We start from the raw sequence: 16040 nt of genomic DNA on the forward strand, positions 1-16040 counted from the left end.
GACGGCTGGAAAAACGCCCCGTCATCGCGTCGGGGCGGTAGAGATCAACGCATCAGGTTGGTCCAGAGACGGTCGGCCAGGCGGATCGCGCCTTCGCCGCAGGTCTTGCTGAACACCACCTGGGTGCCTTCGGGAATGTGCAGTTCCGGGGCATCCTTGAGGCCCGCGTCGAGGAACGGCTCCACACCCTTGATCGGGCTCTGATGCTTGAGGAAGTTCTGGGTCATCGCCGCGTTTTCAGGCTGGCTGAGGAACGCGATGAAGGCCTTGGCGTTTGCCGGGTTCTTGCTGCCGGTCGGGATGACCATGTTGTCGACCCAGGCCAGCACACCTTCTTTCGGGTACAGGTATTTCAGGCTCGGTTTCATCTCCCGGGCGCGCATCGACGAGCCGCCCCAGAAGGTCGACATGTCGATTTCACCGGAGGCGAGGTTTTCGCGGATCGAACCGGCCTTGGAACTGTAGGTTTTGACGAAGGGTTTCTGCGCCTTGAGCAGGGTCAGAATCTGCTGCATCTGCTTCGGGTCTTCGCTGCACAGTGGAATGTTCAGGTACAGGCTGGCCATGTCCACCACGTCGCTGACCGAGTCGAACATGTTGATTCGTCCCTGCAGCTCGGCCGGTGGCTCGTAAAGCACCTTGAGGCTGTCGGCGGGGCCCTTGTAGCGCTCGGTGTTGAGCACCACGCTGGTGGTGCCCCAGATGAACGGCACGGAATAGGCACCTTCCGGGTCCCAGGTGGGTTTTTTCAGGTTGTCGACGACGCTGGCGTAGTAGGGCTGGTTGACCGGGTCGAAGCGCTCCAGCAGTTTTTCCTTGATCAGGATCGGCACGAACTGGTGCGAAGGGATCGCCACGTCATAACCGGCACCGCCCTGTTTCAATTTGGCCAGCAGGGTTTCGTTGGAATCGTAGGAGTCGACGGTGACTTCGATGCCGGTCTGCTTCTGGAACTTGGCGAGAATCTCCGGCGAAAAGTAGCCGCTCCAGCTCACCACGTTGAGTTTTTCCGCGGCCTGAACGCTGCCGACCATGGTCAGCGGTAAAGTCAGGAACAACGAAGTGCCGATGCTTTTAATCCACTTGCTCATGCTATTTCCCCACAGTGCGTAGAAGGATCAGGATTTCTTTTTGCCCAGCAGATAAGAAAGGGTGACGAACAGCACCGAGACACCGAGGATCAGGGTCGACACGGCGTTGACGTCGGGTGTCACGCCCATGCGCAACAGGCCGAAGATGAAAATCGGCAAGGTGGTGGTGCCGGCCTGGGAGACCATCATCGAGATCACGAAGTTATCCAGCGACACGATGAAGGCCAGCATCAACCCGGAGAAAATCCCCGGCATCAGCAGCGGCAACGTGACCTTGCGAAAGGTCCGCCACGGGCCGGCATAGAGGTCGGCCGAGGCTTGCTCCAGGGACAGGTCCATGTCGTTCAGGCGTGCCCGTATCGGCAGAAAGGCGAACGGGATACAGAACACCGTGTGCGCGATGATCAGGTTGCCGTAGCCCAGGGACAGACCGATGGTGGAGAACAGCGCGAGGGTGGCGACGCCGACCACGATTTCCGGCAGCACCAGGGGCAACATGATCGCGCCCATGGACAGTTGCAGGCCCTTGAACTTCGCACCCCGTGAAGTGCCGAGAGCGGCGAGGGTGGCGATGGCCGTGGCGACCATGCTGGCGCAGACCGCGATCAACAGGCTGTTGCCAGCCGCCTGGCGCAGGGCCTGGTTGGCGAAGGCCGCGCGATACCAGTCGAAGCTGAAACCGGTCCACACCGTGGCCGACTGGTTGGCGTTGAACGAAAACACCACCAGCACCACGATCGGCGCGTAGAGGTACAGGTAGAACAGGAAACAGAATCCGCCGAAGCCGGGGAAGTCCTGCACCCCCAGCGTGTTGCGTTTGAACAGGCCGATCATCACGCACCTCCTTTGGCGATGCGCTGGCGCTCGGCACGCAAGGCATAAACCGTCAGTACCAACATCACCGCCGCCATCAGCACCAGCGACAGGGCCGCACCGAAAGGCCAGTTACGCGCATCGCTGAACTGGCGGAAGATCAGGTTGCCGAGCATCATTCGCGTGCCGCCACCGAGCAGTTCCGGAGCGATCATCGCGCCCAGGCAAGGCACGAAAGTGAGGATGGCGCCGGCGAGAATTCCCGGTTTGGCAATCGGCAACACCACCTTGCGCAAGGTTCGAACGCGTCCGGCGTAGAGGTCTTGAGCGGCTTCGAGCAGGCGGATGTCCATTTTTTCCAGGGTGGCGTAGATCGGCAGCACGACGAAGGGCGCATAGGTATAAACCAGCCCCAGCAGCACCGCGCCGTCGGTGTAGAGCAGTTGCAGCGGCTGGTCGATGACCCCGAGGCCCATCAGGCTGTTGTTGATCACCCCGGTGTTGCGCAGCAGCAGAATCCAGGCGTAGGTACGGATCAACAGGTTGGCCCAGAACGGCACGGTGATCAGGAAGATCAGCAAGCCACGGCGATGGGCCGGTTGCATGGCCAGCCATACCGCCACCGGAAAACCGATCAACAGGGTGATGAGCGTGGTCAGCCCGGCGATGCCGATGGAGCGCAGGGCAATGATCAGGTAGGAGTCGGCGAAGGCCAGGCTGTCGTCCAGTTGCCGCTCGAACAGCAGCGAGGTGTAGGCGTCACTGCTGAATACTTTGTTCACCCCGCCATAGGGGTTGGCCTCCATCAGCGAGTAACCGATGACGATCAGGATCGGCACGATCAGAAACAGGCCGATGGCGATCAGCGCGGGGCTGACACCGAGAAAGCTCTGGAAGGCCCGCCGACGTTCCAGTGTGTTGGCAATCGGTAAAGCGTGCATGGCAATTCCTCGTGCTCAATCGTGCAGGACGCTGGCGCTGCCCTGGTCGAACAACAGACCGGCCTGACTGCCGACGGCGAAGCGTTTGCTCTGGTCGACGCAGTTGGGGGTGCGCACGGTGAGGCGTGAACCGTCGCTCAGGCTGACCTGGTATTGCAGGTCGGTGCCGAGGTAGATCTGCGCTTCGATCCGGCACGGCAGAGCGTTCTCAGTGGTGGCTGGCACCAGATGCAAACGCTCGGGGCGCACGGACAATGCGACGTTGGCACCGACTCGCACATCGCTGCATGGCTGTGCAGGCAATGGATGACCGGCCGGACCGGCGAACCAGGCCAGGCCGTCTGCAACGCGGGTGACCGTACCTTCGATGAAGTTGGTTTCACCGATGAAGTCCGCCACGAAGCGATTGCGCGGGCGTTCGTAGATGTCTTCCGGACGACCGACCTGCTGCACCTCGCCTTCGGACAACACGGCGATACGGTCGGACATGGTCAGGGCTTCTTCCTGGTCGTGGGTGACGAAGATGAAAGTGATGCCGGTGCGCGCCTGAATGGTTTTCAACTCTTCGCGCATGGCCTGGCGCAGCTTGAGGTCCAACGCCGAAAGCGGTTCGTCGAGCAGCAAGACCTTGGGATGCGGCGCCAATGCACGAGCGAGGGCGACACGCTGTTGCTGACCGCCAGACAGTTGCGCCGGCTTGCGGTTGGCAAAGCGCTCCATCTGCACCAGGGCGAGCATCTCGCGCACCCGTTCGGCCAATTGCGTTTTGTTCAGGACTTTGCCCATCGGGTGGGACTCAAGGCCGAAGGCCAGGTTCTCGGCGATGGTCATGTGCGGGAACAGCGCGTAATGCTGGAACACCGTGTTGACCGGGCGCTGGAAGGGCGGGCGGTCGGCGATGTTTTCGCCGTAGAGCAGAATTTCGCCTTCGGTAGGGAATTCGAACCCGGCGATCATCCGCAGGAGCGTAGTTTTGCCGCAGCCCGAAGGGCCGAGAAGGGTGAAAAACTCGTTGTCGCGAATGTCCAGGTCGATGCTTTTGAGCGCCACCGGGCCAGTCTTTGGATCACCGTAGACTTTGCGCACTGAGCGGATGGACACCGCCAGCGTTTGCAGCGAATGCAGGGCATTCATGCGTTACCTCCGATTCCCCCATCGCCTGCGCACGTGCTGAAAACAGCTGTGTCGTCGGGCCATGGATATTATTTTTCTGGGCAGGATCGAGATTGCGTTCGGGTGTTGTAACCAGCTGTTTTGTTGTTCTGCTGTGGATCGATTATCAGCGAGGGGTTGCGGGGGCGAAACTTCAATTTTAACATAGGGGCTGTTAAAAAATTTAACAGCAGAAGGCGCCCGGAAACCATGCCTGACCACCGTTTGCCGCCGCTCAACGCGGTGCGTGCCTTTGATGCCGCGGCCCGGTTGGGCAGCTATGTCGAAGCCTCCAAAGCCCTGCACGTGACCCAGCCGGCCATCGGCCGCCATGTGAAGTTGCTGGAAGACTGGCTGGGCATCCAACTGTTCGAGCGCACCTCACGCGGGGTCAACCTGACGACGGCGGGGGAGAAGTACCACCGCAAGATCACCGCCGCCTTGCAGCTGATCATCGAAGCGGGAAAAGAGGCGCAGCCAAAACACGCCGAACGCTGGCTGCGCATCATGGTGGTGCCAGGGTTTGCCAAGCGCTGGCTGATGCCGCGCATCGAGGCCATGCGTCATCTGCGCCCGGGCTTGAAGTTCGCCATCGAACCCAACTCCACCTTCACCGAAGTGGATGGCAAAAGCGCTGACCTGGGCATCGTCTACGGGTTGGACGGCCAATATGCGCACTCGCGCACCAGCCTGATTTGTCCTCGGGTGTTTCCGATCTGTTCCCCCGACTATCTGGCCAGCGTCGAGCCCATCGACAGCCCCGCGGACCTGGTGAAACACAACCTGATCCATGTGGATGACGGCGAGTGGTGGAACCTGTGGTTCGCCGCCAACGACCTCGACATGCACCTCAATTCGGACATGCTCTACGTCAACAACGACCACGCGCTGTCGGTGGCCGAGAGCGGGCAGGGCATCGCACTGGCCAACGAAGTGCTGGTGCGCGACGAACTCCATAGCGGCAAGCTGGTGCGGGTGGTGGACGCGCAAGTGAAGCTGGAAAGCTATCGAGTGCTGACGCCGTCCGCCGAACTCTCGGCAGACGCGGCGTGGTTTATCGACTGGCTCAAGAGCGAACTGGAGCAGGACTTCCCGGAGGCGGTGATCCGCGCCTGAGAAGTCCTGGCGGGTTCAACTCAAACGGAAGCGCCCGGTGTTGTCGCTTAAGGCTTTGCTGCCGTGGCTCAGAGTGTCCGCGGCCTGGTTCACCGCGCGGGCCCCTTCGAGCAAGCGCACCGCCGCTTGATCGACCTGCTGGATATTGCCGCTGACCTCGTCGGCGGTACTGGCCTGTTCCTCCACCGCCGTGGCGATTTGCGCCAGGGTATCGGTGACGCTCTGCACCGCACTGGCGATTTCCCCGAGCCGTTCACCGAGGCCGGTGACCGCTTGCGCATCGCTCTCTGCCTGACTGCACGCGGCTTGCATCAGGCTGACGGCCTCATTCACGGTGTTGCGCAGGCTGTCGACCGTGCCGGCGATCTGTGCGGTCGACGATTGCGTGCGTTGGGACAGGCTGCGCACTTCATCGGCCACCACTGCGAAGCCACGCCCTTGCTCGCCCGCCCGGGCCGCCTCGATGGCGGCGTTGAGTGCCAGCAGGTTGGTCTGCTCGGCGACACCGCGAATGGTGTCGACCACCAGTTGAATCTGCTGTCCTTGTTCACTGACCCGGCCCAGCGCCGCAGCGGTCTCGTTCAGACGTTGATTGAGCTGCTGGATACTCGCGGTGGTGCGCTGGCTGTCACGGCTGCTGTCGGCGGCAATGCGCCGGGTGTGCTGGGCGCTGCCGGACGCCTGTTCGCAACTGTGGGCCACCCCTTGTGAGGTGGCGGCCAGTTGCGTCGCCGCAGCGGCAATCTGGCTGATCTGCAACTGCTGGGCTTCGACTTCGCCCAGGGCGTCGCTGGAATGATGGTTGAGGGTTTGTACCGCGTTGCTCAGTTGCAGGGTTTCGTGATCCACCCCTTGCAGGCTGGTGCGCAGTTGCACCACGGCGACGTTCAGCGCGGTGCTGATGACCGCCAGTTCGTCCCGGCCTTGAACCGGCACTTGCAGGCTCAGATTGCCATCGCGCAGGGCCTCGGCCAGTACCGTGATGCCGCTGGCGCTGCGGCGGATCGAGGCCTGCAAACAGATGAACAGATACAGCGCGGCCAACAGCAGGCAGCCCAACACGGCGGCCACAACAACGAACTGGCGGATCGCCGAGTCGTGGTAGTAATCCAGTCGTTGATCCAGCGACACCAGCGACTGCTGACGCAACGAGGCGAGGTCAGAGAGCAGGGCGTCGAGACTGCGTTCGAAGTCCTCCGGCTTGAGGTTGATGCTGCCGCCGAACACGCCGTCATCCAGCACCTTCAGGCCTGCATCCAGGCGCTTGAGGCTGTCGTGGTATTGCCCGGCCCAGGTTTGCAGGGCGTTGGGCAAGCGCGCTTCGAGCAGGCCAGCGGTTTTCACCAGCTGCTCTCGCGCATCGCCGATGCGGCTGCGCAAGTCGCGCAGTTGCAGGCGGCTTTGCAAGGTGAACTGTCCGGACACCACCGAGGCCTGGCCCACAGCAGCCAGACGACCGACCCGTTCGATCAGGTCCGGCGCATGCTGGGTGGAGATCTGCGTCAGCAAGTAGGTTTCCAGCCACGGTGCCAGCGTCAGGCGATTATCCATGGCGATCTGCTCGCGCAAGGCTTGCAGGGCGCTCAAGGCGTTGGTAAAGCGATCGTAGCCATCGGGCCACCAGCCGACATTGCTCAGGCTTTTTGAGTCGAGGCCATCGAGGGCGGTTTGCAGGGCCTGATAACGCGACAGGGTTTCGCCCTCGGCGCTTTCTTTTTGCAGGGCATTGCCCAATTCGGTAGTGGCCTGGCTGACGGCGGGCTGAACCCCATCGAAGGCGGCCATCGCGGCGAGGGTGGCCGGCGTTGGCTGGCGATTGGTTTCCGTGGCGCGCCACCTGGCGGCGCGATCACGCTGGGCGGCGAGCAGGTCATCCAGCGCATCGAGGGCAAGCAGTTGCCGCACCCCGGCGCGTTCGCCGGAGATCAGGCTGAGTTTGTCGCGATAGTCCTGGCCGATCATCCACAGGCTGCCGGCCAGCGGCAGGATAAACAGCAGAAACAACAGCTGGAATTTACGTGCGAAGCCAAAACGCCCCAGCAGCCCGATCCCCGGTGATAAAAAAGCCTGCATGCCCCATGACTCCTCTGGACACCACGCACTATTGGCGTGCGACGGAGGTTGTCGCGCCCCCGACTCGTGCCCTCTAAAAAGGCCTCGAAAGTTCACCCTTGTCCGCTCTGTAGGCCGACTCTGTAGCGAAACTTCCCATTGTCGGTCTCCTTTGTAAGGAGGCCGCGTTCAAGCAGACAAGGAAGGCAAGATTCAGACCATGGCTTTGCGCCATCAAGGTTGTGGTGATGAAAAACGAGGTCGTTAGCAGGCTAAGGGGATGGCGTTGCCGCACCGAAAAATGGCACATTGGCGCACCTGCACGTTCGTACCTCCTGTTGTCTGGAAATTCCCATGGCTATCAGCAACGCCCAGACCGGCTCAGTGCCGGCGTCCGCTACGCCCCAAAGCAGTCCCCTGGTGATGCGCATCATTGGCGCGGTAGCGATGGCGCATTTGATCAACGACCTGATCCAGTCGGTGCTGCCGTCGATCTATCCGATGCTCAAGGCCAACTATGGCCTGACCTTCACCCAGGTCGGCCTGATCACCCTGACGTTCCAGTTGACGGCCTCGCTGCTGCAGCCGTGGGTCGGTTACTACACCGATCGTCATCCCAAGCCGTGGTTGTTGCCGGCGGGTACGGTCTGCACCCTGGTCGGGATTCTGATGATGTCGGTGGTCGGCAGCTTCCCGCTAATCCTGTTGGCGGCGGGGCTGATCGGCATCGGTTCATCGACCTTCCACCCGGAAGCGTCCCGCGTGGCGCGCCTGGCTTCAGGCGGACGCTTCGGGCTGGCGCAATCGACCTTCCAGGTCGGCGGTAACGCAGGCTCGGCGTTCGGCCCGTTGCTGGCGGCGGCGATCATCATTCCCTACGGTCAAGGGCAGGTGGCCTGGTTCGGCCTGTTCGCGGTGTTTGCGCTGTTCGTCCTCTACCGGATCAGCCGCTGGTACGCCAACCATTTGAACCTGTTCAAGCTCAAGCAGGGCCAGGCGGCGACTCACGGTTTGTCCAAGGGCCGAGTGACCAGTGCGCTGGTGGTGCTCGGGTTACTGGTGTTCTCCAAGTATTTCTACATGTCGAGCCTCACCAGCTACTTCACCTTTTATCTGATCGAGAAGTTCGACCTGTCGGTGGCCAGCTCGCAGTTGCACCTGTTCCTGTTTCTCGGCGCGGTCGCGGCGGGGACGTTCTTTGGCGGGCCGATCGGTGACAGGATCGGGCGCAAGGCGGTGATCTGGTTCTCGATCCTCGGCGTTGCACCCTTCACATTGTTGCTGCCCCATGTCGACCTGTTCTGGACCAGCATCCTCAGCGTGGTCATCGGCTTCATCCTCGCCTCGGCGTTCTCGGCCATCGTGGTGTACGCCCAGGAACTGGTGCCGGGTAATGTCGGGATGATCGCCGGGATATTCTTCGGTTTGATGTTCGGCTTCGGTGGGATTGGCGCGGCGTTGCTGGGCCATCTGGCGGATATTCACGGCATCGAGTACGTGTACTACCTGTGTTCGTTCCTGCCGCTGTTCGGGGTGTTGGCAATCTTCCTGCCGCGTACGAAAAAGTCCTGATCCAGCACAAATCCCCTGTGGGAGCGAGCTTGCTCGCGATGACGGAGTGTCAGTCAGTATCTTTGTTGGCTGACACACCGCTATCGCGAGCAAGCTCGCTCCCACAGAAAAGCAAAAACAAGGCACAAAAAAAGCCGCGTATCAAACGCGGCTTTTTCTTGGGCGTATGGCTTACACGTTGAAACGGAAGTGCATCACGTCGCCGTCTTTAACGATGTAATCCTTGCCTTCCAGGCGCCATTTACCGGCTTCCTTGGTACCGGCTTCGCCCTTGTACTGGATGAAGTCGTTGTAGGCGATCACTTCGGCGCGGATGAAGCCTTTTTCGAAGTCGGTGTGGATCACGCCAGCGGCTTGTGGTGCGGTGGCACCGACGCGGACGGTCCAGGCGCGGACTTCTTCGACACCGGCGGTGAAGTAGGTCTGCAGGTGCAGCATTTCGTAGCCGGCGCGGATCACGCGGTTCAGGCCAGGCTCTTCGAGGCCCAGGGCTTCGAGGAACATGTCTTTTTCTTCGCCGTCATCGAGCTCGGCGATTTCCGCTTCGATCTTGTTGCACACCGGAACAACCACGGCGCCTTCTTCTTCGGCGATGGCGCGTACAACGTCCAGGTGCGGGTTGTTCTCGAAACCGTCTTCAGCGACGTTGGCGATGTACATGACCGGCTTGGTGGTCAGCAGGTGGAAGCCCTTGATCACCGCTTTCTCGTCGGTGCCCATGTTCTTCATCAGGCTGCGCGCCGGCTTGCCTTCGGTGAAGTGAGCGATCAGTTGCTCCAGCAGGCCTTTCTGGACCACTGCGTCCTTGTCACCGCCCTTGGCGTTTCGCGCGACTTTCTGCAGTTGCTTCTCGCAGCTGTCGAGGTCGGCGAAGATCAGTTCCAGGTCGATGATTTCGATGTCGCGTTTCGGGTCGACGCTGTTGGAGACGTGAATCACGTTCTCGTCTTCGAAGCAGCGGACCACGTGGGCGATGGCATCGGTTTCACGGATGTTGGCCAGGAACTTGTTGCCCAGGCCTTCACCTTTCGACGCGCCGGCAACCAGGCCCGCGATGTCGACGAATTCCATGGTGGTCGGCAGGATGCGCTTTGGATTGACGATGGCTGCCAGGGCATCCAGACGCGGATCCGGCATCGGCACGATACCGCTGTTAGGTTCGATGGTGCAGAAGGGGAAGTTCTCGGCCGCGATCCCGGATTTGGTCAGGGCGTTGAACAGGGTGGACTTGCCGACGTTAGGCAGGCCGACGATGCCGCAATTGAATCCCATGGTGTTTCCCCTCGGATAAGAGTCAGGCCTTCTGGCTGTGCAGGTTTTTCATCGCGCGGTTCCATTCCCCGGCGAGGATATCCGGCAGCACGCCGAGGGCAAAGTCGATGCTGGCATCGAGTTTTTCCTGTTCGGCGCGTGGCGCACGACCCAGGACGAAATTTGAAACCATACTGGCGACGCCCGGATGACCGATGCCAAGCCGCAGGCGGTGGAAAGTGTTCTGATTGCCCAGTTGCGCAATGATGTCGCGCAACCCGTTGTGACCGCCATGGCCGCCGCCCACTTTGAGTTTGGCGACGCCGGGTGGCAGGTCGAGTTCGTCGTGTGCCACGAGGATTTCTTCAGGCTTGATGCGAAAGAAACCTGCAAGGGCCGCCACGGCCTGGCCGCTGCGGTTCATGTACGTGGTGGGAATCAGCAGACGAACATCCTGACCCTGATGCGAATAGCGCCCGGTCAGGCCGAAATATTTGCGGTCCGCCACAAGGTTCACGCCTTGTGCGTTCGCGATGCGCTCAACAAAAAGGGCCCCTGCGTTATGCCGGGTCTGTTCGTATTCAGCGCCTGGATTTCCCAGGCCAACGATCAGTTTGATGGCAGTCACGATAGGGGCCCTTCCTTGGAGTGGTGGATAACATCGCCGCAATCAGGGATAGCGGCGAAAGTGGACGAAAATTGCTCATTTACCATGATGTAAACTCCGCGTTCTCGCCCGCTTTCTCGCTATGCTCTAGTCCGCGATGTTTCCGGTCACTCCGGCGTACAGAGTAAAATTACTCTGCAGCGCCTTCTGCAGCTTCTGGAGCAACACGTGGAGCGTGGACGTTGGCAACAGCCTTGTCATCACCGTGTGCCAGGGCCACGAACTCAACGCCTTTAGGAGCCTTGAGGTCCGACAGGTGAATGATCGAACCGATTTCAGCGTTAGCCAGGTCGACTTCGATGAACTCAGGCAGATCTTTCGGCAGGCAGGAAACTTCGATCTCGGCAACAACGTGCGAGATTTCGCCGCCTTTCTTGGTCGGTGCTTCTTCGTTGATGAAGTGCACTGGAACGATAGCGGTCAGTTTCTGGCCGGCTACTACGCGTACGAAGTCAGCGTGCATCACGTGGCCTTTGGCCGGGTGACGCTGCAGGGCTTTGATCACGACGTTCTGCTTGGTGCCACCAACGTTCAGCTCGATGATGTGGCTGTAAGCCGCTTCGTTTTCGAGCAGTTTGGCAACTTCTTTGGCCAGCATGCTGATGGATTCAGGGGCTTTGTCGCCACCGTAAACTACAGCTGGAACCAGGCTTGCGAGACGACGCAGGCGGCGGCTCGCACCTTTCCCCAGGTCGGAACGCACTTCAGCATTCAGAGTAAAATCGTTCATGTTGTATCTCCAAAATAACCACACTCGCCCCAGCGTTTGCGACCAGCGCTAAAGGCGATATGGGCAAAAAAGCCCCGCCCCGACAGGAATGCCGGGGCGGGGCGCTTTTCGTCAACGAGACATTTCGAGAAGGGCAGGGCCCTTAGCGGAACATCGCGCTGATCGATTCTTCATTGCTGATGCGGCGGACCGCCTCGGCAACTACCGGTGCGATATCCAGTTGGCGGATACGCGCACAGGCTTGTGCTGCAGCGGACAGAGGAATGGTGTTAGTCACCACCAACTCGTCCAGCACGGAATTTTCGATGTTTTCGATCGCCCGACCCGACAGCACAGGGTGCGTGCAGTAGGCGAAAACCTTGGCAGCGCCATGCTCTTTCAAGGCCTTGGCCGCGTGGCACAGGGTGCCGGCGGTATCGACCATGTCATCGACCAGAATACAGGTACGCCCTTCGACATCACCGATGATATGCATCACTTCAGAGTGATTGGCTTTCTCACGGCGTTTGTCGATGATCCCGAGATCCACGCCCAGGGATTTGGCAACGGCACGTGCACGCACGACGCCGCCAATGTCCGGGGACACGATCATCAGGTTTTCGAAGCGCTGATCTTCGATGTCATCCACCAGAACCGGGGAGCCGTAGATGTTATCTACCGGAATATCGAAGAAACCCTGGATTTGGTCAGCATGCAGATCAACCGTGAGAACACGGTCGATGCCGACTACGGTAAGCATGTCAGCCACGACTTTCGCGCTGATAGCCACACGTGCGGAACGCGGACGGCGATCCTGACGGGCATAACCAAAGTAAGGAATAACAGCAGTGATACGAGTAGCCGAGGAGCGGCGGAAGGCATCAGCCATCACTACCAGTTCCATCAGGTTATCGTTGGTCGGAGCGCAAGTCGGCTGAATAATGAAGACGTCTTTACCGCGAACGTTTTCATTGATCTCGGCTGTAATTTCGCCGTCGGAGAATTTACCGACAGAGATGTCACCGAGAGGGATATGCAGCTGACGTACGACACGCCGAGCCAGATCGGGGTTAGCGTTCCCCGTAAAGACCATCATCTTGGACACGCGCAGTACCTGAAGGCTGAGGGTAACCTGGATGAGTATAGGAAAATGGCAGGGGCGGCTGGATTCGAACCAACGCATGGCAGGATCAAAACCTGCTGCCTTACCGCTTGGCGACGCCCCTGTATCTGTTGCAACGATTACCCAGTAATCGGTTCCTTTAGAGCAGACTTTGCAGCTTGCGATGCAACATCGAAACGTTGCTTCCTTTTGCTACAAATCCTGTAAGGGTCTCTGTCAGAAGGGCCGAGACTTTATCAGCTTCAGCTTTGCTTGGGAAGCCCCCAAACACACAACTTCCAGTTCCGGTGAGTTTTGCTTCGGTAAATTTACCTAACAAATTCAAAGCGTTACGTACCTCTGGATAACGCCTTGTTACCACCGGCAAGCAGTCATTTCGACTGTTTCCCTTGGGAACGGGGCGCACTTTAATGGGAGGAGTGTTACGTGTCAACAACGGATCTGAAAAAATTTCTGCCGTACTAACAGAGACTTGCGGCACCAGCACCAGATACCACGGTTCTTCCGGGTCCACAGGGGTCAGTTTCTCCCCCACGCCCTCGGCGAAAGCCGCGTGGCCACGTACGAAAACCGGGACGTCGGCGCCCAGCGTCAACCCCAGCCCGGCCAGGCGGTCTTCATCCCAGCCCAATTGCCACAGATGATTCAAACCCAGCAATGTTGTTGCGGCATTCGAGCTGCCGCCACCGATGCCGCCACCCATGGGCAGGATCTTGTCGATCCAGATATCGACGCCCAGCGAGCAAGCGGATTGTTCCTGCAGTTTTCTGGCGGCCTTGACGATCAGATTGCTGTCGTGGGGAACGCCTTCGAACTCAGTGTGCAGATGAATGACACCGTCATTGCGCAGGGCGTAGGTGATTTCGTCGCCGTAATCAAGAAACTGAAACATCGTCTGCAGTTCGTGGTAGCCGTCTTCGCGGCGACCCAGAATGTGCAGCATCAAATTGAGTTTGGCTGGCGAGGGCAGCGTCAGGCGATTGGCTGGCATGTCATGACCCCAGTTTGCGCGGTTGCCAGATCTTGATCACCAGCGTGACATCAAGGTCGGTGCCGCTGAGCTTGATGCGCTCGGGTAGCCAGAAACCGTTTTGCTGGGTGTAGGCGGTGTAGTCGACCTTCCAGCCATCCTGTTCAAGGCTCGCCAGGCGGCTGTCGCCGTCCAGGGTCAGGCGACTTTTGCTGTCGGGAGCCGGGAGCCCGCGCACCCACCAGGCCAGGTTGGACACCGGCAGCTTCCAGCCAAGCTGTTCTTCGAGCAGCACTTCCGGATTCGGCGCGTCGTAACGTCCCTGGTTGGCGACTTCCAGCGACACCTTGCCCGGGCGTCCGGTCAGGCGAGCCGCGCCACGGCCCAGTGGTCCCGACAGGCGAATGTCGTAGTAATCCTGGCGCTGCAACCAGAACAGCGTGCCGCTGCCCGAGTCTTTCGGGGCGCGGATGCCGATCTTGCCGTCGATCTGCCAGCCATCGAGGCCGGTCAGTTGCTGTTTGTGCTCGCGCCATTGGGCGGCGTTGCCATGGCCCTCGACCGACTCACGGGGACCCAGGCCCGCGCAACCGGCGAGCAGGGCGATAAAGCTGAAAACGATGAAATGGCGCAAAAACATAATTTTAAAGAGTCTCTGATCCGGTCAGGCGTTTGATGGTGCCGCGCAGGGTCGGGCTGTCAGGCTGTTCCTTGAGGAACTTGCCCCAGACTTGTTTCGCTTCACGCTGTTTGCCGTTGGCCCACAGGACTTCACCCAGGTGAGCGGCGACTTCCTGATCGGGGAAGCGATCCAGGGCCTGGCGCAGCAGGCGCTCGGCTTCGTCCAGATTGCCCAAGCGGTAATTCACCCAGCCAAGGCTGTCGAGTACCGCCGGGTCTTCCGGACTGATCTGGTGCGCCTGTTCGATCAGGGCCTTGGCTTCGGCGTAGCGCGTGGTGCGGTCGGACAGGGTGTAGCCCAGGGCATTCAACGCCATGGCATTGTCCGGGTCGCGCTTGATGATCGTACGCAGATCTTTTTCCATCTGCGTCAGGTCATTGCGTTTTTCCGCCTGCATGGCGCGGGTGTAGAGCAGGTTCAGGTCGTCCGGGTATTTCTGCAAGGCCTGTTGCAGAGCATTCCAGGCCTTGTCGCCCTGATTGTTGGCGGACAGGGTTTCGACTTCGATCAGGTACAACTGGATGGCGTAATCTGGCTGCTCATCGCGCTCTGCCGCCAGCTTGCGTTGCGCTTCGGCGGTCTTGCCGTTGTTGATCAGGATGTCGGCCTGACGCAATTGCGCCGGCAGGAAGTCGTTGCCCGGGCCAACCTTGGCGTATTCGATCAGTGCGCCTTGCGGGTCGTTTTGTTCTTCGGCGATGCGGCCGAGGTTCAGGTGCGCCGAGTCGACGTGGCTTTCCCGGGCGATCAGGTCTTCAAGATGACCCTTGGCCTCGTTCCAGTCCTTGGCTTCCAGGCACACCAGCGCCAGGGAGTAACGCAGTTCGTCGTCTTCCGGGTATTGCTGGACCAGGCTCGAGAACTCGGCCTTGGCGTCGTCCATGCGGTCCTGTTCAACCAGCATCCTCGCGTAAGTCAGGCGCAGGCGCTTGTCGTCCGGGTATTTCTTGATGCTTTTCTGCAGCAGCGGCAGGGCTTCGTCACCGCGATTCAAGGTTTGCAGCAGGCGTGCGCGCAGCAGGATCGGCGCAATTTCGCCGTCCTCCGGCGGATTGTCTTCCAGCAGCTTCAGCGCGCCCTTGGCGTCGCCATCCTGTTGCATCAGCAAGGCCTTGCCGAAAATCAGCTGGCCGTTGTCCGGATGACGCTGCAACAAACGATCGAAGCTTTTCATCAAGCCGTTGCGGGTGTCCTGGTCGGTGTCGGCCGCGGACAGCGCAAGGAAGTCGAAATGGGTGTCGCCTTTGCCTTGCAGGACTTTCTCCATATAGACCATGGAGTCGTCATAACGCCCGGCGCGTGCCAGTTGCACGGCGGCGGCGCGTTGCGCTTCGAGGTCGTCGGGGGCGTTCCTGGCCCAGATCAGCGCAGTATCCAGGGCTGCCTGGTCGGCGCCCAGATATTCGGCGATACGAAATGCCCGCTCGGAGATGCCCGGATCCTGAGTGTTGATGGCCTGGGTCACATAGTTGTCCAGGGCAATGTCAAAACGATTGCGCTGGCCAGCCAGTTCGGCGCTCAAGAGGCTGAAGATGGTTTCCTCGCTGAATGGGCTGTAGACCTTGGGCTTTTCAGGGGCCGGGGTGCTGTCTTCAACCGGCGGCGCACCGTCCGACGAAACGGGTGCCAAGGCCTGGCAGCCGCTGAGGAAGACAAGAGCGAGGAGCAACGCGGAGGATCTATTCATATAGGAAGAGGACGACTAACCTGCGGTCGGATCATCATGACACAAGCTTTCGAGCAAACATAACCGGCCCGGCAATTTACCTGCCAGCCCGATCCGCGTCGCCCTGATGCTTGTGTAAACGAGAACTGCTCGCAACCCGCAGCGGCGCCTGATGGGGCGATAGATATCGAGTAGTTGTTCTGATTCCGTCGAAGTAGGACAATTGCCGGCTTCA

At 60.1% G+C, this 16040-nt stretch carries 14 protein-coding genes and 1 tRNA gene; 2 read left to right on the forward strand and 13 right to left on the reverse strand.

Annotation, left to right across the window (positions count from 1 at the left end):
* Window positions 1-44: 44 nt before the first annotated feature.
* From AC1RP7_RS08910 to AC1RP7_RS08925, 4 genes are read right to left on the reverse strand one after another with little or no spacing between them, the layout of a single operon-like run.
* A complete protein-coding gene (locus tag AC1RP7_RS08910; RefSeq protein ID WP_090457671.1) occupies window positions 45-1091 on the reverse strand; it encodes an ABC transporter substrate-binding protein in 1047 nt (348 codons plus the stop codon).
* A gap of 27 nt (window positions 1092-1118) precedes the next feature.
* Window positions 1119-1925, reverse strand: coding sequence for an ABC transporter permease (locus AC1RP7_RS08915; RefSeq protein WP_493181298.1), 807 nt, complete (start codon window positions 1923-1925; stop codon window positions 1119-1121).
* Window positions 1925-2845, reverse strand: coding sequence for an ABC transporter permease (locus tag AC1RP7_RS08920; RefSeq protein WP_007981819.1), 921 nt, complete (start codon window positions 2843-2845; stop codon window positions 1925-1927). The genes AC1RP7_RS08915 and AC1RP7_RS08920 overlap by 1 nt, the downstream gene beginning before the upstream one ends.
* Before the next feature lie 15 nt (window positions 2846-2860).
* Complete coding sequence (locus AC1RP7_RS08925) at window positions 2861-3979, reverse strand: ABC transporter ATP-binding protein (protein ID WP_493181297.1); 1119 nt, start codon at window positions 3977-3979, stop codon at window positions 2861-2863.
* A 228-nt stretch (window positions 3980-4207) separates the two neighbouring features.
* On the opposite strand from AC1RP7_RS08925, the gene AC1RP7_RS08930 reads away from it, so the two are divergent.
* Complete coding sequence (locus AC1RP7_RS08930; RefSeq protein ID WP_057713310.1) at window positions 4208-5113, forward strand: LysR substrate-binding domain-containing protein; 906 nt, start codon at window positions 4208-4210, stop codon at window positions 5111-5113.
* A gap of 15 nt (window positions 5114-5128) precedes the next feature.
* On the opposite strand, the gene AC1RP7_RS08935 is transcribed toward AC1RP7_RS08930, so the two are convergent.
* The gene (locus AC1RP7_RS08935) at window positions 5129-7186 is read right to left on the reverse strand and encodes a methyl-accepting chemotaxis protein (RefSeq protein ID WP_493181296.1); all 2058 of its coding nucleotides are present in this window, start codon (window positions 7184-7186) and stop codon (window positions 5129-5131) included.
* A 333-nt stretch (window positions 7187-7519) separates the two neighbouring features.
* Here AC1RP7_RS08935 and AC1RP7_RS08940 point away from each other — a divergent pair, with 333 nt between their 5' ends.
* Window positions 7520-8737 carry an MFS transporter gene (locus AC1RP7_RS08940; protein WP_493181294.1) on the forward strand — a complete coding sequence of 406 codons (1218 nt, stop codon included), beginning with the start codon at window positions 7520-7522 and terminating at the stop codon, window positions 8735-8737.
* Between the two features lie 171 nt (window positions 8738-8908).
* On the opposite strand, the gene ychF is transcribed toward AC1RP7_RS08940, so the two are convergent.
* The 8 genes from ychF to AC1RP7_RS08980 form a co-directional block, all read right to left on the reverse strand.
* Window positions 8909-10009 (reverse strand): redox-regulated ATPase YchF, encoded by a 1101-nt coding sequence (gene ychF, locus AC1RP7_RS08945; RefSeq protein WP_057713313.1) that lies wholly within the window; start codon window positions 10007-10009, stop codon window positions 8909-8911.
* Window positions 10010-10031: 22 nt separating this feature from the next.
* Window positions 10032-10616 (reverse strand): aminoacyl-tRNA hydrolase, encoded by a 585-nt coding sequence (gene pth / locus AC1RP7_RS08950; protein ID WP_007973893.1) that lies wholly within the window; start codon window positions 10614-10616, stop codon window positions 10032-10034.
* A 169-nt stretch (window positions 10617-10785) separates the two neighbouring features.
* Window positions 10786-11385, reverse strand: a complete 600-nt coding sequence (locus tag AC1RP7_RS08955; RefSeq protein ID WP_007973891.1) for a 50S ribosomal protein L25/general stress protein Ctc — start codon at window positions 11383-11385, stop codon at window positions 10786-10788.
* A gap of 142 nt (window positions 11386-11527) precedes the next feature.
* On the reverse strand, window positions 11528-12469 hold the full coding sequence (locus tag AC1RP7_RS08960; RefSeq protein WP_003171603.1) for a ribose-phosphate pyrophosphokinase: 942 nt from the start codon (window positions 12467-12469) through the stop codon (window positions 11528-11530).
* A gap of 46 nt (window positions 12470-12515) precedes the next feature.
* Window positions 12516-12590: transfer RNA gene (locus AC1RP7_RS08965), tRNA-Gln, on the reverse strand.
* Between the two features lie 36 nt (window positions 12591-12626).
* Window positions 12627-13478 (reverse strand): 4-(cytidine 5'-diphospho)-2-C-methyl-D-erythritol kinase, encoded by an 852-nt coding sequence (gene ispE, locus AC1RP7_RS08970; RefSeq protein WP_493181292.1) that lies wholly within the window; start codon window positions 13476-13478, stop codon window positions 12627-12629.
* 1 nt (window position 13479) lies between these two features.
* Window positions 13480-14097, reverse strand: a complete 618-nt coding sequence (gene lolB, locus AC1RP7_RS08975; RefSeq protein WP_057713315.1) for a lipoprotein insertase outer membrane protein LolB — start codon at window positions 14095-14097, stop codon at window positions 13480-13482.
* 4 nt (window positions 14098-14101) lie between these two features.
* Entirely contained in the window at window positions 14102-15826 is a 1725-nt protein-coding gene (locus AC1RP7_RS08980; RefSeq protein WP_493181291.1) for a tetratricopeptide repeat protein, read from the reverse strand.
* Window positions 15827-16040: the final 214 nt, after the last annotated feature.

This window comes from Pseudomonas sp. GW822-FHT01E03, assembly GCF_058802985.1.